The sequence below is a fragment of the Edaphobacter sp. FHG110511_03 genome (assembly GCF_059115365.1).
In genome coordinates this window covers 849377-876007 of record NZ_JBZYWL010000002.1, presented here as the reverse complement: position 1 = coordinate 876007, position 26631 = coordinate 849377, and the positions used below count along the sequence as shown (strand labels likewise).

Below are 26631 nucleotides of genomic sequence, written 5' to 3'. Positions count from 1 at the left end.
CGCATATTTCATAAATCGAAATTCATGAAAAGCCGCTCTAATAGGTATATGCGGATTCGATGGCCGAAGTGGGCGCTTGCGGTTCTCTTCCTGGTGGATGGAACGGGGTTCGGTTTGTGGGCGGCCCATGTGCCGGTCTTCAAGCAGAGCCTGCATCTGGGCAACGGGGCGCTGAGCGAGGTTCTGCTGAGCCTGGTTGGAGGGGCGATTGTGACGATGCCGATCATGGGGCATCTGATCGCCCGGTTCGGCAGCAGGATTGTCGTCCGGGTTGTGGCAATCCTTTATGTCGTCATGCTGGCTGGTTTGGCGCAGGCGAACTCGTTTGGTCTGCTGGTGATGTTTGCGATGCTGTATGGAGCAGCGAAGGGTGCTCTGGATGTCTCTGTGAACGCGCAGGCGATTGCGGTGGAACAGCACTATCACCGTTCGAGTATGAGTCTGTTGCAGGGGTGCTGGAGCCTTGGTGGGTTGATTGGCGCTGGAATGACGAGTGTTCTGCTGAAGCATGGGATGCCGCTGCGGTGGAATCTTTCGATGGGCTCGATTGTGTTGGGAGTCGCGGTGCTAGCCGTTCTTCCGCTTCTGGTGGAAGAGGAACGCAAAGCACGTGAGGAGAAGACAAAGTTTCTCTTTCCTGATGCGCTGTTGCTACGGCTGGCTTTGATTGCTTTCTTCGGATTGTTTGCGGAGGGAGCGATTGGAGACTGGGCCGCGGTGTATCTGAAGTCGAATATGGGAGCGAGCCTGTCTCTGGCAGCGGCAGGATTTGCGACTTATGCGATTGCCATGGCCAGCGCGCGGTTTGCAGGTGATTGGCTGATTGGACGCTTTGAAGACAGGACCATCCTGATCGGGAGCGGAACGTTGATCGCGGCTGGCTTTGGCTGCATGCTGGTGTCGCATTCGCTGGTGCTGGCAGCGTTTGGTCTGGTGCTGACGGGAATGGGTGTGGCGAATGTGGTTCCAGTGATTATGACGCTGGCGGGAAGAGATACGCGAATGGGCGCGGGGCCGGCGATCTCGGCGCTGTCGACGATCGGGTACTTCGGTTTTCTTGCGGGGCCTCCGCTGATCGGGTGGCTGGCGGTTCTGATGGGACTGCGTGTGGCTTTGCTGCTGGTGGTGGGAGCCGGAGCGATTGTTGCTATTGGACCGCTATTGTTTTCGGTGAAGGAGAAGAGTGTTGAAGTAGGCGCGGAAGTGTAACGCTCCGATACATCTACCATCCCCGCCACTGAAGCCCGTGATCTAAGAAGGATCGAGCTGATCAGACAGCCAGTCCGATGGGACCGAGAGCAGTCTCGCAACATCCTGCAATAACATTCCCGACGCTATGAGGGCTTTCGCCCGATCGAGCTGCTTTTGCTGGTGTTGTGGACTTGGCACAAAGGTCTCAGAGATGAAGTCGCTCTGTGCTCCCATACCTCGGCGGTCAGGATAACCTCTCCGCTTAGCCATAAAGCATGATTTCAGTTTCGTGGAGTAGCGACAAGGACTTTTGGCGGAGGGGTAGAGGTGGGGTTGAGGCGTGCAAATGAGTAGTTCGAATGCAGGCGCTTTATTGGAGCGCATGCGCGACCGCTGCGAAGAAGACTGAGTCTTCCACCATGGTTGCTCCTGTTGGTTTGGGGCGGGCGCTCAACACGACGATCACTAGTTTTTGTGCGGGATTGATGTACATGTGCTGGCCAAAGATGCCGATCGCCTGAAACGCTCCGCGATTGACCGGGTCGCCCTCCGGCAGGGGCCACCACAGGTAGCCATAGTTCACTGGCTTGCCTCCGATCACCTTGGGGCTTCCTGCCTCCTGAAACCAGCCCTGTGGCACGATCCGTTTCCCGTCGACTACACCGTCCTGCTGGACGAATAATCCGAAGCGTCCGTAGTCCCGCAGCGTCGCGCTGATTCCTGTGCCGGCGAGCTCCAGGCCGCTTGGCGCGTCCAGCCACCAGGTTGCGTTGGATTCCATGCCGGCGGGCTTCCATATCTTGTCCGAAAGGTAGTCCGCCAGGGGCCGATGGGTTGCGCCTTCGAGAAGCGCTCCTACGACGTAGGTTTCACCGGTGCTGTAGTGCCAGACGGAACCGGGCTTGGCGGCCCTTGGCAGTGCGCTCATGTAGCGCACGACGGTTCCAGGCTTCTGCAGGAGCTGTTCGTCGAGAATCTTTCTCGCGTCGGAGTGCGGATCGGTATAGGTCTCGTCCCACTTCACTCCAGACGACATCTGTAGCAGGTTGCGGACGGTGACGCCGTCGTACGCACTGCCCTTGAAGGCGGGGGCATACTTCGTCAGCTGATCGTCAAGGCTTGCTATGGAGCCGTCCTGCAGAGCCGCGGCTACCAGCGTGGAGGAGATGGACTTTGCCATGGAGAAGGATGCCCAACGTGTCTCAGGGCCTGCACCGAGCTCGTAATCCTCGAGGACGATCTTGCCGTCCTTCAGAATCAGCAAGCCCGCGACGCGATTCAGCGCCATGTAGTCGAACAGGTCGTACTTCTTGTCCTTGATCTCGAACTGAACGTTCTTGAGCGGTTGCGGCGCGATGGGGAGAGGGTGCACGCTACCTCCGCGCGGCACGACGCGCACAGGAAAGATCATGTCGCTGTGCTCAAAGGTGGCTACCGCTACGCCAGGAGACATCGCGCCATCGCACATCTGGAGCGGGGTTGCAGGCTGCTGGGCGAATAGAGCAGAGGCCGTGAGGCAAAACTGGAACGCTGCTGTTGTCATCCTTCGAAGCATGTCGCAAACCTTTGTCTGAGGTCGTGATGTTTCAGCCTTGTCATTCCGCAGCGAAGCGGAGGAATCTACTTCTCACTTTAAATCTGCTGCTAAATCCTCCCATGTAGCATTCATACTCTCGATTAGCGCAATCTTGCGGACTCGGCCCCAATCTTTCAACTCCTTCTCTCTTGCAATTGCACTATCGACATACTGATATCTTTCGAAATAAACCAGGCGATGGATGTTGTATCGCGCGGTGAACGATCCTGGCTTCTTCTCTCGATGCTGTAGTATGCGAAGACGCAAATCGCCGGTTACGCCGATGTAGAGGGTGCGAGAACGACTGGATAGGATGTAGACGAAGAACTCAAATTCACGCGAGGGCACGCAAGCATTCTAGCCAAATGCAGAATGAAAACAGATTCCTCCGCTTCGCTGCGGAATGACAAAATCAGGGTTTGTGGCGATCCAGAGTTTGGCGGACCGGTTTTGTTGCGGAATGGCAGGGGATGGCAAAACTACAGAATGACAAAGCGGAACTGACGATACAGTTGGATAACAAATTCTCTTTATGCAGTGACCTGTAACTCCGCTTCGGGTTTCGCAAGTGACTTGAGAACAGGTGCGAGCCAGTGGCCGGTGTGAGAGGCCGGATTGGCGGCGATCTCCTCGGGAGTGCCGGTGGCGACAACCTGGCCTCCGCGATTGCCACCTTCGGGGCCCATATCGATGATCCAGTCGGCGGATTTGATGACATCGAGGTTGTGCTCGATGACGAGCAGGGAGCCTCCGCCGTCGATGAGCTTGCGGAATGCGGCGAGGAGTTTGGCGACGTCGTCGAAGTGGAGGCCGGTGGTGGGCTCGTCGAGGATGTAGAGCGTGCGGCTGCGGGCCCTGGCGGCGGCATCGTTGGTGCCTGCGCGATTGGAGGCGGAGCGCGTGGAGGCGAGGTGGGAGGCGAGCTTGACGCGCTGGGCTTCGCCGCCGGAGAGCGTGGTGGCGGACTGGCCGAGACGGACGTAACCGAGGCCTACCTCGTCGAGAACGTAGAGCTTGTCGACGATCTTGGGATGACCGGCGAAGTAGACGAGCGCTTCCTTGACGGTCATGTTGAGGACGTCATGGATGTTTTTGCCCTTGTAGCGGATCTCGAGGATGGAAGATTTGTAACGGGTAGCGTTGCATTCTTCGCAGGGGAGCTCGACGTCGGCGAGGAACTGCATCTCGACGGTGACGGTGCCATCGCCTTCGCATACATCGCAGCGTCCGCCGGGGACGTTGAAGGAGAAGTGTCCGGCGGTGAGACCGCGGCGCTTGGCGTCGGGCTGTGAGGCGAAGAGGGCGCGGACGTCGTCGAAGGCTTTGATGTAGGTGACTGGGTTCGAGCGTGGGGTGCGTCCGATGGGGGATTGGTCGACGAGGACGACGTCGTTGAGGTGCTGGACGCCCGAAAGCTCGCGATAGAGCTGCGTGGGATCGACGCCATCGGCTGCGCCTTCCTGTCCCAGCGATTGAACCAGCGCGCGGTAGAGGACTTGGTGGACGAGGGTGGATTTGCCGGAGCCGGAGACGCCGGTGACGCAGACGAGCATGTTGAGTGGGATCTCAACGTCGACGCCGCGCAGGTTGTGGATGCGTGCTCCGGTGAGCCTGATGCGGTCGCGGCCGGGTTCGCGGCGGTGTTTGGGAATGGCAATCGAAGCGCGCCCGGAGAGGTATTTGCCGGTAATGGAGTTTGGGTCGTGCGTGACTTCGGCGACGGTGCCTGCGGCGAGGAGTTGTCCTCCGAGCTCGCCCGCGCCGGGGCCGAGGTCGATGAGGTGGTCGGCGGAGCGGATGACGTCGGGGTCGTGCTCGACGACGAGGATGGTGTTGCCGAGGTCGCGCAGCTCTTCCATGATGTGGATGAGCCGTGCGGTGTCGCGGGTGTGCAGGCCGATGGATGGCTCGTCGAGGACGTAGAGTGCGCCGACGAGACGCGAGCCCAGCGACGTGGCGAGTTGGATGCGCTGCGACTCTCCGCCGGAGAGCGTGGAGCTAAGGCGGTCGAGCGTGAGGTAGTCGAGGCCAACCTGATCGAGGAACTGGATGCGCTGACGAACCTCTTCGAAGATCTTTCCGGCGATCTCGGCCTGCGAGGGCGAGAGGTCGAGCGAGTCGAAGAAGTCACGCGCGGCGGTGACGGTGAGGGCGGAGACCTCGCAGATGTTTTTGTCGTTTAGCAGGACGGCGCGGGCTTCTGCGCGAAGGCGCTGACCGCGGCAGTCGGGGCAGGTGGCGTAGCCGCGGTACTTCGAGAGGAAGACGCGGACGTGCAGCTTGTACTTCTTCTGTTCGAGCGCTGCGAAGAAACCTCGTATGCCGGGGAAGCCGGGGCCTCCGTCTTCGATGAAGCGCTGCTGCTCGGCGGTGAGGTCGTACCAGGGGACGTCCAGAGGTACACCTTCGGCCTTGGCGGCGCGGAGCATCTCGCCGTGGTGAGCGCGGTACTTGGTGGTGGTCCAGGGAGCGACGGCGCCGGCGGCCAGGGTCTTCGACTTGTCGGGGATGATGAGGTTGGGGTCGAAGTCGATGGTGTTGCCGAAGCCCTGGCAGCGCGGGCAGGCGCCGTAGGGATTGTTGAAGGAGAAGAGGCGCGGCTCGGGTTCGCGGTAGGCACGGTGGCAGGTGGTGCATTCGAAGGCGGCGGAGAAGCGGTGGGTGCGGGGCTCGCCTTCTCCTTCTCGCGGTACCGTCATGAAACGGATCTCACCGGATTCGCGGTAGCCGGTCTCAATGGCGTCGACGAGACGAGAGCGGATGTCGGGAGAGAGGGCGAGGCGATCGACGAGGACGAAGATGGGTTGGGTGAAGTCGAGCTCGAGGAGGGATTCGGGTGTGGAGAACTCGACGATGCTTCCATTTTGATAGAGGCGATTGTAGCCGCGGCGGCGCAGCTCGGTGAGGCGCTCTTTGAGGGAGTCGGTGAGGTCGAGAATCGGCTCGGGCTTTGCGGTCTTCGTGGATTTTTTGGCGGCGGCCTTTTTCTGTTTGGCGGGCTCGGATGTGACGGCCTCTTCGGTGGAGGCAGCACGCATCGGCTCGAGCTTGATCTCAGCGCGTTGGATGGGGAAGAGCGCGTAGACGCGGGTGCCTTCCGGCAGAGATAAGAGGGAGGTGACGATCTCGTCGACGGTGTCGGTCTTGACGATGCCTCCGCAGTGAAGGCAGGTGACGGTGCCGCAGCGTGCGTAGAGGAGGCGGAGGTAGTCGTAGATCTCGGTCGCTGTGGCTACAGTGGATCGTGGGTTGCGCGTCTGGTTCTTCTGCTTGATGGCGATGGCAGGGGCGAGGCCGTCGATGTGGTCTACGTCGGGTTTTTCGATGCGCTCGAGAAACTGGCGGGCGTAGGCGGAGAGAGACTCGACGTAGCGGCGCTGGCCCTCGGCGTAGACGGTGTCGAAGGCGAGGGAGGACTTGCCCGAACCGGAGACGCCGGAGACGACCGTAAGGGCGTTATGCGGGATGTCGACGTCGATGCCCTTGAGATTGTGGGTGCGGGCACCACGGATGGTGATCTGGTTTTGCTCGGGCTTTTTCTCGCTCATGGCCAAACTTCTATTTTCAGGCATTCGGCCGGGAAATGCGAGTCGGGCGGAATAGGGTCGTGTCTAGTCTGAAATCTTGCCCTCGATAAGAGTTATATCTTCGAAGCGTGTCCAAAAGCCCTGTGGGTTCTTTCCTTCTGGACCACTATGAAGAAATCCTTCATCATCAACGGAGTCAATCTTCACCGATTGGACAATTCCATCCGCAAACGTAATTCGAAGATCCTTATCAACGTTTGCATGAAGAACGTCTAGAATTTCTTTCCGCTCCATTCGCCCACCTTCAAATCTTATTGCTCCATGAAAAAATGCAGTTCCAGAGAAACCGCGGATCCTTCGACTCCGATGCGCTCCGCTCAGGATGACACTTTCTGAGGAGGTCTGCCACTTTTCATTCATCAAGTTTCAATCATCAGTTTTCATTCATCCAGATCGATGTCGATAGAGCTAACGGATCGAGGCGGCCGGCTCTGGGGATTCGGCTTCTGGTTCTTTCTGCAGGAGATCCAGGATTGTCTCGAAGAGGAGGTTTCGTTTTTCGAGCCTTACATTGGCGCGGGTGATGTAGCGGACGACGATGTCGACTCCCGCGCCAGCAGGGCGGAGATTGACCGACGGCATGGCGCTGAACTGAGGAGAGCCTTCTTCGTGTGTGACTCGCTTCCATTCGGCTTCGGCCATCTTCGCGTCGGCTTCGGTGGCCTTGACGGTGGCTTTGTAGATCTTCTCGATGAGCGGATGGATTCCGGTTCCGGATGGAACGCTGACCTTGATCTCGTCCCACATCCACTGGCCGACGGTGGAGAAGTTGAAGTATTTGCCGCGGATGGCATAGCCATTGAGGAAGGAGACGCGGCGTCCGGTGGGGTGGCCGTTGGCGGTCCAGTTTCCGGTTTCGAGGAGCCAGGTGCGGAAGATTCCGAGCTCGACGACCTCTCCTCCGACGCCGTCGATCTCGACCCAGTCGCGGATGCGGATGCCGTTGGGCCCCATGAGGACGAACCAGCCACAGAAGGCGAGGATGAAGTCCTGGAAGACGACGGTCAATCCGGCTGTGACAAGACCCAGAATGGTGGGGGTCTGCTGAGGTACTCCAAAGACGACGAGGAGAGCCAGCAGAACGCCGACTACCTGGGTTCCCAGATTGACGACCGTCTTGAGCGTCTGTCTCTGCCGGTGGTCGCCTATGAATCTCTCAAGGGCAAGCTGCAGGGCCCAGCCGATGAGCAACGTCAACACGCAGATGGCAGCGATGATCGCGAGCGATTGCAGGAGAAGGTGGGTCACGATCCTTCGCTGGATCTCGACCTGTTTGCCCCATCGGTCGTAGAGGGCTGCGAGCTGCTGCTGGGTATCGAGGCGGTCGCTGAGGATGCTGAGGATGTTCTGCTGGGCGGACATCTGCTGCAGCTGGTCGATGCGTTCGGACCTGGATAACGGTGTGGTCTTTGCGGACGCCTGGGCGGCCTGGTCCGCCTCGGCATGCAGCCTGGTTTGATCGCCAGACAACGCGGCTAAGTCGGCTTTGGCCAGTTGCCCGGCCTGTGCGATCAGATCTCTTCGACTGCGGAGCGAACGCAGGGCGGAGATCTGTTCGGCCATGGTTCGGAATTGTTGTGCGGAGGCGACAGCGTTTTGCCCTTCGTTCCTGGAGGCGGTATCGGTCTGGTACTTCTTCATGGCGGCTTGCCGGGCCGTCAGCTCCTGCTGGATCTTGCTGCGTTGATCTCCGGTTGCGCGGGAGAGGTCTTCGATGGAGTCAGCGAGCTCATTCTGATCGAGTCCAAGTTGCGCCTTTGCGATCTCAAGATCGCTTGCGTTGGAAGAGGGATCGCCGGAGTTTGCGGCGGCGGTGAGGGAGGCGATGCGCGCCTGATCGCTCCTGATGGTCTCCTGGAGACGGGTTACGCGTTGCTGCAGCTCAAGTGCTCTGCCCGTGAGTTGAGGCTTTTCGAGACTTGCCTGGCGAAGCGACTGGGAGAAGGCCTGATCGACCTCGTGATCGGCGAGGCGCTCGGCCTCGCGGGCAAACTCTTTTTCTTCGGCGGATTGCGCGAGAGCGGAGAGGGCTGCGGCTGTCTGCCATGGACGCTGATCGACGACTCCGCGCGCGACATACTCACCGGCCCAGTTGCCCTTGCGGGCCTGCAGGAAGGGAAGGTAGGCCATCACACCACGCGTGAGGAACACTCCAGCTGAGGTGGCGGCCAGAACGGACAGCATTATGAGGAGGGAGAGTTTACGGGCCCGAGTCACGCACGCCTTTCGTCTGGGGAGAATCTGAGGGGCATTCACTCATCCAAGCGTGTTGAATGAATCTGTCTTCTGGTCGGATGCAGGTTTATGCATCAACGGTTTCAAACTCACGTCAATGAAACTATGCGGTCTTTCGCTCCAAAAGCCTCCGGTCCCATTTGGCTGCGTCCGCGGCGGCGGAGTAGGCACTCTCGATGAATTCCAGCAGTGCGTCTTCCGGCGATGGCTGGAGCCGCATGTCGTCATAGCGGAAGACATACTCTCCAAGGGCTTTGTCCCATGTGGCTGCCGCGGGCGAGATTTTCTTCTCGGACAGGCCGTCGGGCACGGGAGCGGCGTAGCAGTAAAACGCCGGCGCGCCGTATCCGCCGTTCCCCGGCCAGAATCCGGCGGAGATCACCTCGTGGGAGTAGGCTTCACGCTGAATGGAATCCGCGCCTTCGCGAGGTGGTGCGGGGCGACCGGAAAAGCGGGTGACGGCGAGGTCGAAGCTTCCCCAGAAGAAGTGGACTGGACTTACTTTTCCCAGGAAGCCCGGCGCCCAGGCTCGGCAGACTTTTTCTGTACTGGCAAGTACCTGCCAGAAACGGTGCGCGTATTCGGGGTCGTAGGATTTGTGCTGAGTGTCGAGATCGAAGCGGATGGGATTCTGGATCTCGACCGGCATCGGCCAGATCTTTACAGAGACGCCGAGTGCCTCGAGACGTTGTTGATACTCACGATAGAACTCGGCCACGGACTTTGGCTTGAGAGTGAGGCTCTCGTTTTTTCCGGAGCCCAGCCGCATCCGCAGTTCGTGGGCGAGGAAATCGAACTCGATGTCGAGCACATCGTCGCCATAGGCCATCGCGGATGTGCTCAGACCGTGTGCCGTTACGTAAAGAGGTACGTTCCACCAGTGATTCTGCAGAGGAGTGAGCGCCAGGCGGGTTTTGCCGACGATCTGGGTCCACATATGCAGGGTGCTGGCTGTGTCAGACCATGCATTCCACGGTAGCTCCGGCCATGCTGTACTGCTCATATCGCCCCCTGTTGTCCCTGGCGAGGAGAATACTACTTCCCGGGCAGGACGTTGCGCAGGAAGCCAAGGACGGTATCGTTGAATGCCTTCGGCCGTTGTAGCGGGGCGAAATGGCTGACGTCGTCAAGGAAGATGGATTCGGCGTTCGGAATGGCTTGCACCAGGTACTCCGCATGTTCACGCCGGATGAATTCATCGTGTTCGCCCTGCACGATTGCGACGGGCACATCGATGCGCGCGAGGTCTTCTTTGGTGAAGTTGGGTTGCGTGCGTTGCATCTGACCGACGGCTTCGACAAAGTCGCTGAATCGATCGGGTGTGGCCGAACGTTCGGCGTAGTCTTTCGTGTGCCGGCTGAAGCATCGGTCGATGATCGGGGTGGGCACGAAGGGCTTTGTGCCGCTGGGGTCCATGTTGCAGGCAAAGAAGAACACGCCGGCCACTCGCATGGGAGCCTTCGCGGCGAGAATCAAGGCGGTGCAGGCGCCGTCGCTCCAGCCGACGAAGGCAGGTCTTTCGAGGCGCAACGTGTCCATGACCGCAAGAACATCGGAGGCCAGGAGGTCGTAGGAATAGGGGCGCGAATCGCGAGTGCTGCGACCGTGGCCGCGACTGTCGATCAGGATGACACGATATCCGCTGGCGACCAACGCCGGGACCTGGCATCCCCAATTGCCGCTGTGGCCGAGGCCGCCGTGCAGCAAAACCACGGGCAGGCCGGAACCATAGGCGCCGTACCAGATTTGGGCTCCGTCATTTTCTATGTGGCCGGAGCTGCTCGCTGGTGGGAGCGCAAGAGCTCCATCCGCTTCGAATCTTTTGAGCTCATCATCTTCGATCGTCGCAGCCATCGTGTCCTGAGTTAGCTTTCCGGTTGTGGGCGGAAGATCTCGATCATCAGCAGGCAGGCTCCGATGACGATGGCGGAGTCGGCGAAGTTGAAGTCGGGCCAGTGGTAGGGGCCGATGTGGAAGCCGATGAAGTCGATGACGTAGTGGTAGACGATGCGGTCGTAGAGGTTACCGACGGCTCCCCCGAGGATGAGCGCGAGGGCGATACAGGTGAACGAAAGGCAGTTGCAGGACCGGATGAGCATGACGCCGACAATGAGGACGGCGACGACGGAGAAGAGGATGAGGCCGCGGCGTACGACGTCGGGCGAAGCGGTGTCGGCGAGGAAGCTGAAGGCCGCGCCGGTGTTGAGGACGTGGGTGACGTTGAGAAGTCCTGGAAGAATGGTGTGGGAGCGGCCCACGGGAAGATGATGGCTGATGATTTTTTTGCTGACGTGGTCGGCGATGGCGACGAAGGCAGAGAGCGCAAGCAGGAGAGGGAAGTAGAGACGCCGTCGATCGGAGACACGGCGGGGCTTGGGGTCGAACTCGGTCGGCGGGTACTCGTAACGCTCGGGCATCAGGGGCTTACTCCGTGGAGACCTCAGCGGCTAAAGCCGCATCTTCTTCTGCAGTGTGATGGCACGGCTGAAGCCGTGTCCTTAAGCAAAACTATTATTTAGCATTCGGTGGAGCTGTGTAAGGAGGATAGCTGATGGCGTCAAGGGCTTCGGCGCAGCGGAGGCAGACGGTGGGATATCTGGCTTCGTTGCCTACGTCGGGAACATAGCGCCAGCAACGTTCACATTTGGGCGCGTCGGACTTTTTGATGGCAAACATCGACTGATGTGAGCCGATGGAGAACCCGGACGTATCCTTGGACGACTCCTGCGTCGGCGATGCTGGATCGACTTCAACACTCGAGACGTTGAATAACTCGGGAAGCGCCGCGGAATATTTGTGGAGAAGAGCCATCATGGAAGGCGAACTCCAGTGCTTGAGCCTCACTTCGGCTTCCAGGGCTTTTCCAATGACTTTGCTCGCGCGAAGTTTTTCAAGTCCAAACAGAATATGATCGCGGACTTCAAGCAGCCTCTGCCAGTCGCTCAGTAGATCACTTGTTCCGGAGGGAACGGTCTGGGCGAGAGCGGGGAAGAGTGCGAGGTGGACGCTGGCTTCGCGGCCTTTGACCTTCGGGAGCGACTGCCATACCTCTTCGGCGGTGAAGCTGAGGATGGGGGCGACGAGGCGGGTGAGAGTCTCGGCGATGTGCCACATGGCCGTCTGGGCGCTACGGCGGGCGGAGTGGTTGGGCGCGAAGGTGTATAGACGGTCCTTGAGAACGTCGAGGTAGAGCGCGCTCAGATCGGTGTTGGTGAACTCGTTCAGCGCGTGATAGGCGCGGTGGAATTCGAAGTCGTCATAGGCCTTGCGGATCTTTTTGTCCAACTCGGCGAGCTTCGCGAGGATGTATTGATCTAAAGGCTCGAGCTTCGTGAAGTCGCGCACGGCGTTGGTGGACGGATCGAAGTCGTGCAGGTTGCCGAGCAGGAAGCGGAAGGTGTTGCGTAGCTTGCGATAGTTGTCGCTGACGCGCTGCATCAGGTTTTCGCTGGCGGCGACGTCTTCGCGGAAGTCGACCGAGGCGACCCAGAGGCGGACGATCTCTCCGCCGAGGCGCTTCGCGATATCTACGGGGTCAACGCCGTTGCCGAGAGACTTCGAGAAGGCGCGGCCCTGCTCGTCGAGGGTCCAGCCGGAGGTGGCGACCATCTTGTAGGGAGCTTTGCCGCGCACGGCTACGGACGTGAGGATAGAGGAGTGGAACCAGCCGCGATGCTGGTCGCCGCCTTCGGTGTAGAGATCAGCGGGCCAGTGCAGCTCGGGTTCGACGTCGAGAACGGCGTGCCAGCTGGCGCCGGACTCGAACCAGACGTCGAGGATGTCCATCTCCTTCCGGAATTCGGTCGAGCCGCAGGAGGCGCAGGCCACGCCTTTGGGCAGAAGCGCGGAGACGTCGTGAGCGTACCAGGCGTCGGCGCCCTCCTTGTGGAAGAGCTCGACGATGCTTTTGTTGATCGCGGGATCGTTGAGTGGGGTGTGGCACTTCTCGCACATGAAGACGGCGATGGGCACGCCCCAGATGCGCTGGCGCGAGATGGTCCAGTCGGGCCGGGTGGCGATCATGTTGGAGATGCGTTCCTGCCCCCAGGAGGGGTCCCACTTGACGGTGGCGATCTCGTCGAGGGTGCGCTGGCGGAAGGTGGTGGGGCTTCCGTCGGGCGCGGTCATCGGCGTCTCCATGGAGATGAACCACTGCTCGGTGGCGCGGAAGATGACGGGGTTGTGGCAGCGCCAGCAGTGCGGGTAGGAGTGGTGAATCTCGCTGAGGCCCATCAGAGCGCCGCGCGAGCGAACCAGCTCGATGATTGCGGGGTTGGCCTTGAAGATCTGCAAGCCGTCATACTCGGGCAGGCCGTTGCGGAGGCGTCCGGCAGCGTCGACATCGCAGAGCTGCGAGAGTCCGTATTTGGTTCCGGTGGCAAAGTCGTCGGCTCCGTGCGAGGGAGCGGTGTGGACGGCTCCGGTGCCCTGCTCGGTGGTGACGTAGTCGGCGTTGACGCCGAGGATCTCGCGGTCGAGAAATGGGTGCTGGAAGGTGACGCGGTCGAGCTGGGTTCCCTTGAAGCGCGCGATCTCTTTTGCCTCGGGAAGATTGCAGGCCCGCTTCGTCGCTTCCGCCAGGGCTTCGGCGACGATGTAGACATTACCGTCGGTGTTTTGGAGCGCGACGTAGTCGAGTTCGGGGTTGAAGGCGACGGCGAGCGAAGCCGGGAGCGTCCACGGGGTAGTCGTCCAGATGATGGTGTAAACGGGGAGACCAGCCAGCGCTGGATCGATGGCGGCAGCTTTGCTGGTGAGCTTGTAGCGGACGTAGATCGAGGGCGAGGTGTGCATCTCGTACTCGATCTCTGCCTCGGCGAGGGCGGTCTTGTCGTGGATGCACCAGTAGACGGGCTTGAGGCCTTTGTAGACGAATCCCTTTTCGAAGAAGTCGTAGAAAGTCTCGACGATGGACGCCTCGTAAGGAAGCGACATCGTCAGGTAGGGATTGTCCCAGCGGCCGAAGACGCCGATGCGCTCAAACTGGCTGCGCTGCAGATCCACATACTTCTGGGCGTACTCGCGACAAGCCTTGCGGACGGCGAGCGGGTCCATCTCGAGCTTCTTGCGGCCCAGTTGTTCGTCGACCTTGATCTCGATGGGAAGGCCATGGCAGTCCCATCCCGGGACGTAGGGGGAGTCGAAGCCGGCCATGGTCTTGGTCTTGACCACGAAGTCCTTGATGCATTTATTCAGGGCGTGTCCCAGGTGGATCGCTCCATTGGCATAGGGTGGGCCGTCGTGGAGGATATATTTGGGAGCGCCCGCGCGGGCGGCTCGAATCTGGGTATAAATGTCCTGTTGCTGCCAGGCGGCCAGACGGATAGGCTCGTTGACCGGGAGGCCGGCCTTCATGGGAAAGGCGGTCTGGGGCAGGTTCAGGGTTGACTTCAGGGGCTTGCTTTCGGTCATGGCCTCAGTTGTCTCGGGCTTGGTCGCGGTTACTTCCGGCATCGGTTCCTTTTGGCTCGCTTTTTCAGGAGGTACAGCAAATATCTATTGTAGCCGGGCCAGAGGAGCGTGTAGTTTCGGCAAGACCCCAGCCGGGGGGAGGGAGTGTTGAAGATGCAACGGAAATTGTCTGCAATTGCAGACAATTTCGAGAGAGACTATCCGGGCAGGCAACGCGTCCAATGAGACGAGCGCAGCGAGGCGAATCTTTGTAGAATATCTCCGGAGCCAGTTTGCCTGCCTTTAGCAGTACAAATGGAGAAGCCGACAGGAAGATCGGTAGAGAGATGGGAGATGTTTGATTTCCCCAGGAATACGGCGGCGAAAGGGAGCAGACTTCGCTGTCGTCGAGGCAAAGCAGCTTAAATGGCGAATACTTGGCTGAACACACCGGAAGAGGAAACCAGGGATGCAGGTCCGACGCTGCGTCCGGCGGCAGAGGCTCCGAAGCTAAACGAAGAGACGGAAGGCTCCATGTGGGTTTCGCTCATCGCGAACTTGCGCGACGCCTTCAATCCCGTAAAACAGGCTCCACTGACTCTCGAGTCGAAGCCGGTGGAGAGCGATCTCATCATCGAGGACGAAGGCATCTTCACCTCGCTGAAGAACAGCTTCCGCGATGTCTTTTTCCCGCAGAAGCTTCCGCCGCTGGTGCTGGAATCGACTCCGATTGCCGTTCCGGACCTGCTGAGGGCGAAGCAGAATCCAAAGGCGACGGGATCGGCCATTGCGGCCTATGCGCTTCTGTTTCTTCTTGTTGCGTGGCTGTTGCACAAGAAAGTCCCGTTCGCGGCCCCGGTCAAGCAGCCTGAACTGACCAATGTCAACATTCCACCGTTGGCTCCAATGAAGGCTCAGACGATGGGCGGCGGCGGCGGACAGCGTGGCCCCACCCCCGTGACCAAGGGAACGCCGCCGAAGTTTGCGGAGACGCAGATCGTTCCTCCCAAGGCGCCTCCGCTGGAGGAGCCGAAGATCAAGATCGAGCCGACGGTGGAGGTTCAGAAGGACGTTCACATGGCCTCGAGCATTCCGCAGATCGGCGTGGCGAACTCGCCGCTGGTGGGAATGTCGATGGGCAATGGCTCAGGTACAGGACTGGGCTCGGGCAACGGCTCGGGCATCGGGCCGGGTTCAGGTGGCAATACGGGCGGCGGACCGAAGCGCATCGGCGGAGGCGTCTCGGCGCCGCAGCTTATCTTTTCGGTTGAGCCTGAGTTCTCCGAAGAAGCCCGCAAGGCCAAGGTCGCAGGGAATGTGCTGGTCAACTTGTGGGTCGATACCAACGGCAATCCAAGCCATGTGCGCGTCATTCGCGGCGTGGGCATGGGACTGGACGAGAAGGCCGTCGAGGCAGTCCGCCAGTACAAGTTCAAGCCCGCGATGGAGAACGGAAAGCCTGTTCTGGTGGAGTTGAACGTCGAGGTCAACTTCCAGATCTTCTAAAGACCGAACACCCATACGGAAAAGGGGCTTGCCTTTGTGGCAAGCCCCTTTTTGTGGAATGATGGTGATCGTTGCTGGGATGGGTTGCGTTGATCAGGCGGCTCTGTTGGCCGGGCTGGTGTGAGGCGCGAGGGGGCTGGCAGGCCGGGACAGCCTCACGCTGTTGGATTGCAGTTGGAATCGGTCCACCTGTTCTTCGAGCGTGACTGCGGTGGTGCGAAGCGACTCGATGCCCGCGGCAGTGGTGGCCATGCCAGCCAGATTCTCATTGCTGAGAGAGTGGATGGAGTCGAGGCTCGCCGAAGATTGATCGGCCGCGGCTGCCTGCTGTGAAGCGGCGATGGCGATCTGGGTGATCATCTTGTCGACGCGTTCGGCCATGCCGATGATGCGCTCGAGTGCCTCGCCGGCCTGGTTGGTGGTGACGACTCCCTGTTGTACAGTGCCGGTGCCGCTCTCCATGCTGGAGATGGCGACGCGGGTGCGGTCCTGAATCTCCTGAATCATCGTAGCGATCTCACCGGTAGCCTGCGCGGTGCTCTCGGCCAGGCGGCGGACCTCTCCGGCGACGACAGCGAAGCCGCGGCCATGGTCGCCTGCACGTGCAGCCTCAATGGCGGCGTTGAGGGCCAGTAGGTTGGTCTTGCGGGCGATCTCGTCGATGACGGTGACGATTTGGGAGATGCGCTTGGAATCCTCTCCGAGCAGGCCGACTGTGGATGACGTCTCGCTGACCGCCGAGGCGATGGAGTGCATGGAGCCAAGGACCTGCTTGACGATATCGCCGCCGTCGCGTGCGGTCTGCGCTGCGCTGCGTGCTGTCTCCGCCGCGGATTGCGTATGACGGGAGACTTCGGCGATTGAAGCCGACATCTCCTGCATGGCGGTGGCCGCCTGCTGGGTCTGCTGGCTCTGCTGGTCGATGCGGCGATGGATCTGGTCCGACGCCGATCGCATGGAAGCGGCGCTTCCGGTGAGGGAGCCTGCGGTCTGGACCACGGTGCCGATGATCGAGCCCAGGCTGGACTGCATCTTCTGCATGGCCTTCGCGAGTGTCCCGATCTGGTCGCTGCCATAGAGGTGGTTCAGCTCGTCTCCGGTCAGATTGCCCTCGGCGATCGCATCGGCGCGTTCGGCGACGAGGTCAATGGAGCGGGTGATGCGGCGCGAGAGGGTGAAGGAGATAAAGCCACCGCCCACGGCTCCGAGGATCGTCGCGATCCATAGCGTCCAGAGTGTGGAGCTGTTGGCGTGCTGGAGCTGTACGATCTCAAGGTCGGCCTGGGTCATCTGCGAATCGCCGAGATCGCCGGTCATGGCGAAGAGCGACTTCTCGAGTGGAAGGACCTGGTTCTGAAAGATCTCATACGCCTGCGCCGTACCCTGCGAGGTCTTGGACTCGTTAAGCTGCTCGATCTTCTCTTCGAGACTCTTCAGAGAAGCAAGGCCGGATGCGAGCTCGTTGATTCGAGTGGCATCGTAGCCCAGGTTGCCGCGCTCGGCGTATTGCTTCAGCTTGGTCATGGATTCATCGGCCTGGGAGAGATACTCCTGGCGAGCGCGCCGGAAGGCGGCCGAAGAGCCGGGATCGACGCCGAAGAGCATGTAGGACTCGAGCGCGTGGATGCTGTAGACCATGCGCAGGCGAAGATCGCGCGTGGCGGTGTTGATTGGAATGTGCTGGGTTGTGGCGCTTGCGGCCAGGCGGTTCGCCTCCCGGATGCGCATGGTTGCCGTAAAGGCGCTGAGGAGCATGGCGAAGATCAGGGCGCCTGTCGCAAGACCGAGTTTCTGTTCAAGTTTCATGAGTCTTCCCGTCGCTGAAAGTGGAATAGAGTTTGTGAGTTGTCGCCGCGTGGAGACGAAGGACTATTGACCGGAGAAGTTGACGTCGACGGTCATGCTGGTGGTCTCGGCTGCGGGCTCGAAGCGCCAGCGGCGCACCGCGTCCTGGGCAGCAGTGCCCAAAAGGGCGTGTCCGGATTCCACCTTGGCATCGGAGACCGAGCCGTCGGGGGCTACGACGAGCTGAAGGACGACGACTCCGCTGACGTGCATGCGCCGCGCGAGCTCTGGGTAGACCGGCGCGACCTTGCTGACGATGGCGCGGCGGCTTCCGGCCAGAGCGCTGGCAGGGCCGATTGCAAGAAGAGTGAGGAGAAGAAGGGGAACGAGAAAACGGCGAGAGAGTGCCACGATTTGCCTCCAAAAGGAATCTCAGAGGCTGTATCGGCAGAAAAAGCGTATGGCTTTAGTGACTAAACAAGGGCAGGATGCGCGATCTCCGCGAAGGTGAGGTTTTCAGCGGTGCTGCGGGTACGTTGTTTCCAGTCAAGAAAGAGCTTGCCGTAGCTGTCGGTGAGACAGGTCGCGGGGTCGATGGAGAGCTGGGCCAGAGTGCGCTCGATCCAGTCCGGAGAACCTTCGAGTTCAGCATAGGTCCCGATCGGGGTCTCGTCGACGACCACGTGGGCCCCAGGCTCGGAGGAGTGGGACCACTCGGTACGGTACTTCTCATAGACAAAGGCTGGAGCATAGCCAAGGTGCTCGAAGATGGAGGCGAGGGTGGGGCCGTCGGCAACGGTAGTCTCGGTCTCGATGCGGACCTTGTACCGCGAAGAATCGGGAGCGCTGTGAGGATCCGCGAGGCCTTTGTGCGTGACGGTATAGGTATTTCCGTACTGACGGATTCTGAGGATCTCGGTGCGGGCACGGAGGTCGCGAGAGGGCGTGTCGTAGAGGGTGTTGTGCTCGAAGGTGCGCGGAGTATCGATGTGAAAGCCGAGCTCGAGGAGGCGCGACTGGAGGCCTGCGGGATCGGAGACGGGGAGCTTAAGTTCGATCTCGGCGTTCGACATGGGGTGAGTATACGGCGGTATGGAGCCCGATGGCGGCGATAGGATAGAGATATGTCCGGTGGAAAAACGGAATATTTAGAAGGGCTGGCAGGCGTTGCGCGAGCGGCGGAGATCCTCCGCGCCGGCGGCACGGTGGCATTTCCCACCGAGACTGTCTACGGGCTTGGGGCGAATGCCCTTGATGCTACGGCGGTTGCGAAGATCTTCAAGGCTAAGGAACGGCCAGGATGGGACCCGGTGATCGTTCATGTTTGCGACCGGGAGAGGGTGATTGCGATCGCCGAAGTTCCGCCATCGAGGGCAACGCAGGTTGAGGCGCTGATGGCGGCGTTCTGGCCAGGGCCGTTGACGCTGCTTCTGCCGAGAACGGCGGCTGTGCCGGATTCAGTCACTGCGGGCCGCCCGTTGGTGGGCGTGAGAATGCCAGCGCATCCGCTGGCCATAGAGCTGATTCGGGCGGCTGGAGTTCCGGTTGCAGCACCGAGCGCGAACCGGTTTGGGAGAACAAGCCCGACGACTGCGGCGCATGTGTTGGAGGATCTGGATGGACGGATCGATGCGGTGCTGGATGGTGGACCAACGCTGGTGGGCGTTGAGTCGACGGTGATTGGACCTTCGCAGGATGGCGAGAGTTGGGTGATGTATCGACCGGGTGGAGTTTCGCTGGAATCGTTGGAGCGTGTGCTGGGTGCAGGCGGGGTGGAGGTGTTTCGGCCCGCGGAGCGGGAGGAGGCTCCGGAGAGTCTGCCGTCGCCGGGAGTGGGAATTCGGCACTACGCTCCCCGTGCCCGGCTGATTTTGGTTTCGGAGGAGAGTTTCGTCGGCGCGATTTTGCGAGCTTCAGAGGGTGGGGCGAAGGTCGGGGTGATGCTGCCGGATGGTTGGGATGCTTCCTCCGCGGAGTGTGTTTATCGCTGGGGGCCTTGGGGAGATGGGGAGAGCCTGGCGCGGCGCTTGTTTGCGGGGTTGCGGGAGCTGGATGAGGCTGGAGTCGAGGCGATCGTCTGTCCGGTTCCGGAGATGGGTGGGATCGGGGAGGCGATTCGGGATCGGCTGAGGAAGGCTGCTCGGGAGAAGTGACCGCAGATCCCGTTCGGCTACGCTCAGGGAAGGCTCTTCGACTCCGCTGCGCTTCGCTCAGGGAAGGCTCTTCGACTCCGCTGCGCTTCGCTCAGGATGACACTTTAGGGTTTGATTTAGAGCGGAGAGAATCCCTGTAAAACTACTTATTTACTTATATTTACGGTTGATAATTAGAGTAATCAGTTATTGTTTTTTTATTCGGACGGCATCAGCGGGCGGTGGTGAGGGCTCCGGCGAAAGCGTCGAGGGAGAGGGAGCGGAGGAGGTTGCGGCGCATTCCGCTCCAGACCTGATCGAGTTGGCGCGAGGTTTGCTCGATCCATTGGAAGGTGACGGTCTGGGCGATGCGGTCGAGCTCGGCGCGGAGGTCGGTGTTGCGGATCAGCTCCGGGGTTCCGGACTGAATGAGCAGGACGTCTTCGAGCAGCAGGGTGAGCGTGCGGAGGAGAGCGGAGGTCTTCTGCTGACCCTCGGCTCCGGCGCGATAGGTCTCGGTCATTTTGAAGAGGGCGGTGTGGTCGGGCTCGGTGGTGGCCTGGCGGAGCAGGAGCATGGCGTCCGCGCGGGCGGCGGTGTAGGACGCGAGGTCGAAGCCGAGGGCTTTGCCCGCGGCTCCCTGGGAGAGGCGGGCGATGAGGGTGCGCTGTTTGGGCTGCACGTCGGGGCGGCGGTCGCGGAGCAGCATCTCGACCTCTTCGACGGGAAGGGCACCGAGGCGCACGGTTGCGGCGCGGGAGCGGATGGTGGGCAACAGTTCGCCTGGATTTTCGGAGAGGAGAATGATGTGGACGGTCGCGGGCGGCTCCTCGAGGACCTTGAGGAGCGAGTTTGCGGCCTCCTTCATGAAGCTGGAGGCGGTGAGGATGAAGATCTTCTTCGGGGCCTCGGCGGGGAGGTAGTGGGAGCTCTGGATGAGGGTGCGAACCTGGCCTAGCTTGATGAGCAGCTGCGGCGGGTCGGGCGGAATGATGAGGACGTCGGGGTGGGGCTGGATGAGGACGCGAGTCTCTTTCTTGTCGGTCTCGCGAAGCTCTTCGCGGGCGGCGACGGCCTTATCGATCTCGTCGTCGAGGGCGAAGGCGGTGACGATGCGGGTGCAGTTGCGGCAGACTCCGCAGAACCCGGCGAGAGACTGACCGCTCGAGCCGCGGGCGGGATCGTAGGAGTGCAGCTCGCGGGGTTGACGTTCGCACTCGATGGCCATGGCCAGCATGAGAGCGAGGGTGTACTTTCCGGCTCCGGCAGGCCCGGAGAGGATGAGGGCGTGGGGGAAGCGACCGGCGGCGATTGCGGTGCGCAGGTGCTCGACGGCGGGAGCGTTGCCGAGGAAGGCGTTGAAGTCTGCCGGATGTGCCGGTCGAATCTCCTGCTCGTTAGCCATCTGTGGTACCCCCCCTCCCGTCATTTTTGCGCAAAGTCTTCAAACGATGAAACTTAGCCTCGGACTTCGAGGCCAGGTCCAAACTGCCTGGCTGTCTTCTATCGTTCTGTCTCTATTTTAGCGAGTTGATGCTAACTGATGCGCAAATGGATGTGATCTCCTTTGTTCGAGTTAGAGGATTCTGGCCTTGACAGCGTTTTGGGCGGACGGCGGAGAGCCACGTACCATGGTTTGAAATCGACTGGAGATAGTGCCCGATGTCTGAGAGTTACCCTACACGACGTTCTTTTCTTGCCCAGGGTGCGCTGGTTGGAGCGGCGCTTGGAGGAGGGGTTCCCATGGCCAGTGCAGCGCCTTCTTCTAAGACGGCTTCTATCTCTGAGGTTGTCCATCGCACCATCACGGTGGATGGTGTGGAGATCTTTTATCGCGAGGCCGGAGATCCGAGTGCTCCGGTGTTGCTGCTGCTGCATGGATTCGCGAACTCATCGCACTACTTCCGTCACCTGATGCCGCGACTTGCCGACAGGTTCCGTATGATCGCTCCCGATATTCCTTCGTTCGGGTTCACGGTGGTTCCCGCGGAACGGAACTACAAGTACACGTTCGCCGTCGTCTCCGAGACGATCAAGAAGTTCGTCGATGCGTTGGACCTTCGCAAGTTTGCGTTTTATGGATTCGACTACGGCGCTCCGATCGGCTTCAACCTGGCGCTGGCGTATCCTGAGCGGATCACCGGTATCGTCTCGCAGAACGGAAATGCGTATGAGGAGGGGTTGGGCGAAAAGGGGTGGGCCGCTCTGCGCGCTTACTGGAAGAACCCGACGCAGGCGAATCGAGATGCGATTCGTTCGCGGTTTACTTTCGAAGGCGTTCGCGGCGCTTATTTTCTTGGCGTGCCCGATCCGGCGAGGATTGAGCCGGAGGCTTACTGGCTGGATACGGTTTTGCTGGCCCGGCCCGGCAACGACGAGATTCAGCTGGATTTCAAGCTCGACTATCGCGCGAACATCGAGAACTATCCGGCGTACCAAGCCTACTTTCGAAAGCATAAGCCACCGCTGCTTGCGATTTGGGGCAAGAACGACATCTTCTTCATTCCTCCGGGAGCGGAGGCGTTCAAACGCGATCTTCCGGATGCGAAGATCCAACTTCTGGATACGGGACATTTTGCGCTGGAGACGCATCTGGACGAGATTGCTGCGGCGATCAGGGCAATGCCGATCTAGAGACAGGCTGCCGTGATCCGTGAGTCTATCCTGCGAGACCATCAGGCTCGCGTAACGTCGCGAGGGCAGGCGATGAAGGCGCTTGCCGCTGGCTCGATCTGGATTCTCGAGGCTCCGTGCTACACAGATCGCTTCCGACAAGTCGACTTCTCGATACTCATCCCCAATCAGTGTCGATAAGCCCGTTCACGCTGACCGGAATATGGCGTCCATACCGATCGCCAAGTACGATATTGGAGATGCAAGAAACGATCACACTCCCGCGTGACGAGTACGAAAAGCTCGTCGCTAGCGAGGAGCTTTTCCGCCAGGTGGCAGATTCTGCTCCCTCCCTTATCTGGCTCTCCGGTACGGACGCACTTTGTACCTGGTTCAACAAGCTTTGGCTCGACTTTCGTGGCCGGACGATGGAACAGGAGATGGGAAACGGTTGGGCTGAGGGAGTTCACAAAGAGGATTTCGACCGTTGTCTGGAGATCTACCTCTCCAATTTTGAGGCGCGAACGCCTTTCCGGATGGAGTATCGCCTGAGGCGGGCTGATGGCGAGTATCGATGGCTATTCGACCATGGCGTACCCCGTTTCGGCGAAGATGGTACTTTCCTCGGATACATCGGTTCCTGCACTGACATCAACGATGTTTACATCGAACGGCAAGCTCAGCTGGAACTATCAAAACGCTTAGCAGAACACGCTGCCATCGTCGATTCTTCCGATGATGTGATCCTGAGCAAGGATCTAAACGGAATTATCAGGAGTTGGAATCCTGCAGCGGGCCGCCTCTTTGGATATTCGGCTGAGGAGATGATCGGAGAGTCGATCCTGAAACTGATTCCCGAACACCTCAAACATGAAGAGAAGATCATTATCGAGAACATTCGCGCTGGACGACGTATCGAGCACTTTGACACGGTTCGACGTGCAAAAGATGGCAGTCTGCTCGAAGTCTCCGTAACAATCTCTCCCGTGAAAGATGAGCAAGGCCATGTGGTTGGCGCCTCCAAGATTCTCCGCAGCATCTCTGATCGGAAGAAGCTCGAACGATCCCTGTTGCAAGCAGAAAAGATTGCAGCGACCGGACGCATGGCTGCGACCATAGCGCATGAGGTCAATAATCCTCTCGAAGCGGTTATCAATCTCCTGTATCTCCTTCGCTCGAAGGTTACGGATGAAGAGGGTCTGTCCTATCTTTTGACTGCCGAAAGCGAAATAACGCGGGTGTCCCACATTGCGAAACAGACTCTCGGCTATTACCGCGAACACGCAGCAGCGAGTGCAGCATCGCTTAGCGAGATTGCGCAACAAGTCGTATCTATCTATGAGCCTCGCTGCGTTGCAGCCAATATCACGCTCAACACCTCCTTCCGATCTTCGCGTAAACCGGTAGTCCGGCGTGGCGAGATGATGCAAGTCGTCTCGAATATCATTGCGAACTCCATCTACGCTATGCCTCAGGGCGGAACGATCGACGTTGAGGTCTCCGATAGTGAGGCTGGACCGAAGGGGGTGAACCTCGTTGTTCGGGACAACGGCTCAGGCATTAGCCGTGAGAACTTGCCAAGAGTCTTCGACGCGTTCTTCACCACACGGGCGACGATCGGGACAGGGATCGGATTATTCGTTGCCAAGCAGTTTATTGAAGGTCATGGCGGCGAAATCACGATAGAGAGTAATCAGGACAGCGACACACATGGCGCGGCGGTCCGCGTCTTTCTTCCGGTCGCGACAAACTATGAAGTTTCTTCGATAGAAAGATGACAGCCTTGCGTGAAGCCAAACACGGCTGCCGCCACACCGGAAGGGATTTTGATGTGACGAAGGGAGCGCGCTTGAGCTATTTCATGGCGATGCCAATCTAGAGGCAGGCGGCCGTGATCCGCGAGTCCACCATGCGAGGCCATCAGGCTGGCATAATGTCGATCCTGCCGGTCATCTCGAGTTTTGTAAGAACGACGACCGCGACGTAGTGATCGCGAGAGCAGGCGATGAAGGCACGCTTCCCGCCGCGTTCGATCTGGATTCCCGAGTCTTCGTGCTGCTCATAAGCCGACTTGTCGGTACTGATCGGATCTCGATGAGTGCATTCGATCATGTACTCAACCGAGATCCGCTGATATCAGATGGCCGAGAAGCCGCCGTCGACATTCAACTCCACCCCATTCACGAAGCTCGAATCGTCTGAAGCAAGAAACAGCGCGACCGTTGCGATTTCCTCAGGTTGACCCATCGTTCCCCGCGGGATCAGGGATTCGAACATCTCCTTCGCCTCTTTGGTGAGGACTTGTTCCTGCATCGGTGTGGCAATCGGCCCCGGGCCCAGCACGTTCACCCGGATATTCCTGCCCTTGAGTTCGTTGAGCCACGTGCGTGCGAATGAGCGCAATGCCGCCTTGCTCGCCGCATACACGCCGAAACCAGGAAAACCCTTCACCGAAGCGACTGATCCGGTCATGATGATAGATCCACCATCGTTGAACAGCGGCAACGCCTTCTGAACCGTAAACAGCGTTCCGCGCGCATTCAGGCCGAAGGTCGCATCGAAGTGCTGCTCGGTAATCTCGCCCAGTGGGACGGCTTCGCCAGTACCAGCGCTCGCGTACAGGACGTCGATGTTGCCCTTTTCCCTCTTGACCGTATCGAACAGGCGGTCGAGGTCGTCGAGATTGGCCGCGTCACCGCGCACGCCGGTCACGTTCCGGCCAATCAGCTTAACGGACTCATCGAGCTGCTCCTGCCTCCTACCCGTGATGAAAACGTAGGCCCCCTCTTCAACGAAGCGTTTGGCGCTTGCCAGCGCCAGGCCGCTCGATCCACCCGTGATGACTGCAACTTTACCTTCAAGCTTTCCCATAATGACTCCCTTCGGTAGATGTGTAGCATTCCGTACAGAAGAGTAGATTTCTTTGGTGGTGGACGAGAACTGCTCGGGAGTCCTAATATTTTGTCTATTCGTCCAAAACATGGAGGCTAAATTGGACCCGATAACAGATATCTTCAGAACGATGCATGTAACCGCGTTCGGTCTGCACCGGCTCGAAGCCACAGCGCCGTGGGGAGTAAAACAGGAAAATCAGGCCGAAGAAAAAGTCACGCCTTCCGGCAAAAAGACTCCCCCAACAGATTTGGCGCACTTCGCCATGCTTTCGCGCGGCAACTGCTGGCTGAGTGTGGAAGGGATTGCGGAGCCGATTCCCCTCACCGGTGGTGATTGCTTTTTACTCGCTAAGGGGACTTCAATTGTTTTGCGCGACAGCCCGAGAACACGTCCGAAGTGGAGTTTCAGCGAGATCGGGGCCAGGGCCAATGGCAATGTCGTTCTCTATGGAGGTGGCGGCGCACCGACGACAATCGTCTGTGGTTCCTTGAGTTTTGATCGCGCCAGCTTGAAACCGATCACTCAGTTATTGCCGAGCTTCATTTTGATGAAGGCCGATGAGGCACGCACGCTTGCTCTTCACAACACAGTGCAGGCGCTTGCTTCGGAAATGGCAGAACAGGCGCCGGGATCTGAAGTCGTCGCGACTCGACTGGCCGAGGTTCTGTTTATCCAAGTGCTCCGGGCGCATATCGCGTCGGGACCAGAACGTAACAAAGGATGGCTTCGTGCGGTTTTTGATCCTCAGATGGGCACTGCCCTGAGTGCCATTCACGACAGTGTGAAGACACCCTGGACGGTGGAATCCCTGGCCGAAGCAGCGGGCATGTCTCGCTCCGCATTCGCAGCACGTTTCAAAGAGCTGCTCGGACAAACGCCGCTGGAATATGTAACCGAGTGGCGAATGCAGAAGGCGATGCAGCTAATACAAGAGCGTGACAAAAAGCTCATCGACGTTGCTCGGTTGGTCGGTTACGAGTCCGACGCTGCGTTCAGTAAGGCGTTCAAGAGAGTTGTTGGGGCTAACCCTGGTGAATATCTCAAACGTGGTTATCAAAACCACGCAGCCGAACCAACCGAAGCAGACCAAGATCAGTCCCGGTAAACGCTCTTCTTGTCAGCAATCGGTATCGGTCATAACGGCTCTCCAGAAAAGTATCTGAGAGAGGCTGGTCTTCGATCTAAGACGAAGCGACTGCAACGGCGTGATCTGCCCTTGGCAGAGGACGGAGCAGCCAATAGAACGCGACAATGTGCGTGATCATCAGCAAGGGCACGTAGAGGATCGGAATGGCATAGGTCGATCCGAACTCGCCTGCTATTGCAGGAAGACCGACTCGAATGGCGTGGTAATAGTTCGCAAGAAGGTCTACCGTACCCACGAGATTGAAGCCGAACACGAACGTCCAGAAGAGTGGGCGAATCCTTATCGTGAGAAGTGCCAGGATGGCAAGCAGCCCGGTTGCAAAGTCACCATAGGCGGCGAATCTTGCGAAGCCCGCAGGCAGATTGGCGCTGACTACGCCTGGAACAAGGAAGACAAGACCGAAGAAGCGGAAGCTGTGCAGGGTAGCGATAGCGCGTTGGGCCTGGATGCGATCCATGGCCTTGAGCCGCGGCAGGATGTACGCGCTGAAGCAAAACAGCCACGCAACATAACCTAAAACAAGTTGCACCTGAAAGATCGTTTCGGTTGACATTTGGCCTTTCTCCTTTCGCA

General features: G+C 59.5%; 22 protein-coding genes. 6 read left to right on the top strand and 16 right to left on the bottom strand.

The window, feature by feature from the left end; all coding sequences use genetic code 11:
• Positions 1 to 48 precede the first annotated feature (48 nt).
• Positions 49 to 1209: an MFS transporter gene (locus AC5S26_RS12885; RefSeq protein ID WP_494185297.1), complete on the top strand. Its 1161-nt coding sequence runs from the start codon at positions 49 to 51 to the stop codon at positions 1207 to 1209.
• 352 nt (positions 1210 to 1561) lie between these two features.
• On the opposite strand, the gene AC5S26_RS12880 is transcribed toward AC5S26_RS12885, so the two are convergent.
• The 9 genes from AC5S26_RS12880 to ileS form a co-directional block, all read right to left on the bottom strand.
• On the bottom strand, positions 1562 to 2746 hold the full coding sequence (locus AC5S26_RS12880) for a serine hydrolase domain-containing protein (protein ID WP_494185296.1): 1185 nt from the start codon (positions 2744 to 2746) through the stop codon (positions 1562 to 1564).
• A 72-nt stretch (positions 2747 to 2818) separates the two neighbouring features.
• Entirely contained in the window at positions 2819 to 3115 is a 297-nt protein-coding gene (locus AC5S26_RS12875) for a GIY-YIG nuclease family protein (RefSeq protein ID WP_494185295.1), read from the bottom strand.
• Positions 3116 to 3297: 182 nt separating this feature from the next.
• On the bottom strand, positions 3298 to 6315 hold the full coding sequence (gene uvrA / locus AC5S26_RS12870) for an excinuclease ABC subunit UvrA (RefSeq protein ID WP_494185294.1): 3018 nt from the start codon (positions 6313 to 6315) through the stop codon (positions 3298 to 3300).
• A 63-nt stretch (positions 6316 to 6378) separates the two neighbouring features.
• The gene (locus tag AC5S26_RS12865; RefSeq protein WP_494185293.1) at positions 6379 to 6714 is read right to left on the bottom strand and encodes a hypothetical protein; all 336 of its coding nucleotides are present in this window, start codon (positions 6712 to 6714) and stop codon (positions 6379 to 6381) included.
• 48 nt (positions 6715 to 6762) lie between these two features.
• Entirely contained in the window at positions 6763 to 8571 is a 1809-nt protein-coding gene (locus tag AC5S26_RS12860; RefSeq protein ID WP_494185292.1) for a mechanosensitive ion channel domain-containing protein, read from the bottom strand.
• A 121-nt stretch (positions 8572 to 8692) separates the two neighbouring features.
• A complete protein-coding gene (locus AC5S26_RS12855) occupies positions 8693 to 9592 on the bottom strand; it encodes a DUF5996 family protein (RefSeq protein ID WP_494185291.1) in 900 nt (299 codons plus the stop codon).
• Positions 9593 to 9624: 32 nt separating this feature from the next.
• Positions 9625 to 10443 carry an alpha/beta fold hydrolase gene (locus AC5S26_RS12850; RefSeq protein WP_494185290.1) on the bottom strand — a complete coding sequence of 273 codons (819 nt, stop codon included), beginning with the start codon at positions 10441 to 10443 and terminating at the stop codon, positions 9625 to 9627.
• A gap of 11 nt (positions 10444 to 10454) precedes the next feature.
• Entirely contained in the window at positions 10455 to 11006 is a 552-nt protein-coding gene (gene lspA / locus AC5S26_RS12845) for a signal peptidase II (RefSeq protein ID WP_494185289.1), read from the bottom strand.
• Between the two features lie 94 nt (positions 11007 to 11100).
• Positions 11101 to 14043 (bottom strand): isoleucine--tRNA ligase, encoded by a 2943-nt coding sequence (ileS, locus tag AC5S26_RS12840; RefSeq protein ID WP_494185288.1) that lies wholly within the window; start codon positions 14041 to 14043, stop codon positions 11101 to 11103.
• Positions 14044 to 14406: 363 nt separating this feature from the next.
• On the opposite strand from ileS, the gene AC5S26_RS12835 reads away from it, so the two are divergent.
• Positions 14407 to 15486, top strand: a complete 1080-nt coding sequence (locus AC5S26_RS12835) for an energy transducer TonB (RefSeq protein ID WP_494185287.1) — start codon at positions 14407 to 14409, stop codon at positions 15484 to 15486.
• A 93-nt stretch (positions 15487 to 15579) separates the two neighbouring features.
• Here the strand turns inward: AC5S26_RS12835 and AC5S26_RS12830 are convergent, their stop codons facing one another.
• From AC5S26_RS12830 to AC5S26_RS12820, 3 genes are all read right to left on the bottom strand, one after another.
• Positions 15580 to 17292, bottom strand: coding sequence for a methyl-accepting chemotaxis protein (locus AC5S26_RS12830; RefSeq protein WP_494185286.1), 1713 nt, complete (start codon positions 17290 to 17292; stop codon positions 15580 to 15582).
• 63 nt (positions 17293 to 17355) lie between these two features.
• Positions 17356 to 17682: an energy transducer TonB gene (locus tag AC5S26_RS12825; protein WP_494185285.1), complete on the bottom strand. Its 327-nt coding sequence runs from the start codon at positions 17680 to 17682 to the stop codon at positions 17356 to 17358.
• 62 nt (positions 17683 to 17744) lie between these two features.
• Positions 17745 to 18344, bottom strand: coding sequence for a class IV adenylate cyclase (locus tag AC5S26_RS12820; protein ID WP_494185284.1), 600 nt, complete (start codon positions 18342 to 18344; stop codon positions 17745 to 17747).
• A 51-nt stretch (positions 18345 to 18395) separates the two neighbouring features.
• On the opposite strand from AC5S26_RS12820, the gene AC5S26_RS12815 reads away from it, so the two are divergent.
• Positions 18396 to 19424, top strand: coding sequence for an L-threonylcarbamoyladenylate synthase (locus AC5S26_RS12815; RefSeq protein WP_494185283.1), 1029 nt, complete (start codon positions 18396 to 18398; stop codon positions 19422 to 19424).
• Positions 19425 to 19635: 211 nt separating this feature from the next.
• On the opposite strand, the gene AC5S26_RS12810 is transcribed toward AC5S26_RS12815, so the two are convergent.
• Complete coding sequence (locus tag AC5S26_RS12810; RefSeq protein ID WP_494185282.1) at positions 19636 to 20808, bottom strand: DNA polymerase III subunit; 1173 nt, start codon at positions 20806 to 20808, stop codon at positions 19636 to 19638.
• A 257-nt stretch (positions 20809 to 21065) separates the two neighbouring features.
• On the opposite strand from AC5S26_RS12810, the gene AC5S26_RS12805 reads away from it, so the two are divergent.
• Positions 21066 to 22037 (top strand): alpha/beta fold hydrolase, encoded by a 972-nt coding sequence (locus tag AC5S26_RS12805; RefSeq protein WP_494185281.1) that lies wholly within the window; start codon positions 21066 to 21068, stop codon positions 22035 to 22037.
• Between the two features lie 239 nt (positions 22038 to 22276).
• A complete protein-coding gene (locus AC5S26_RS12800) occupies positions 22277 to 23794 on the top strand; it encodes a PAS domain-containing sensor histidine kinase (RefSeq protein WP_494185280.1) in 1518 nt (505 codons plus the stop codon).
• A 142-nt stretch (positions 23795 to 23936) separates the two neighbouring features.
• Here AC5S26_RS12800 and AC5S26_RS12795 read toward each other — a convergent pair whose 3' ends face one another.
• Together AC5S26_RS12795 and AC5S26_RS12790 are read right to left on the bottom strand one after the other, a co-directional pair.
• Positions 23937 to 24128: a hypothetical protein gene (locus AC5S26_RS12795; protein WP_494185279.1), complete on the bottom strand. Its 192-nt coding sequence runs from the start codon at positions 24126 to 24128 to the stop codon at positions 23937 to 23939.
• A gap of 24 nt (positions 24129 to 24152) precedes the next feature.
• Entirely contained in the window at positions 24153 to 24887 is a 735-nt protein-coding gene (locus AC5S26_RS12790) for an SDR family NAD(P)-dependent oxidoreductase (RefSeq protein ID WP_494185278.1), read from the bottom strand.
• Positions 24888 to 25008: 121 nt separating this feature from the next.
• On the opposite strand from AC5S26_RS12790, the gene AC5S26_RS12785 reads away from it, so the two are divergent.
• Positions 25009 to 26016, top strand: a complete 1008-nt coding sequence (locus AC5S26_RS12785; protein ID WP_494185277.1) for an AraC family transcriptional regulator — start codon at positions 25009 to 25011, stop codon at positions 26014 to 26016.
• 76 nt (positions 26017 to 26092) lie between these two features.
• Here the strand turns inward: AC5S26_RS12785 and AC5S26_RS12780 are convergent, their stop codons facing one another.
• Positions 26093 to 26611 carry a DUF8737 domain-containing protein gene (locus AC5S26_RS12780; RefSeq protein ID WP_494185276.1) on the bottom strand — a complete coding sequence of 173 codons (519 nt, stop codon included), beginning with the start codon at positions 26609 to 26611 and terminating at the stop codon, positions 26093 to 26095.
• Positions 26612 to 26631 lie beyond the last annotated feature (20 nt).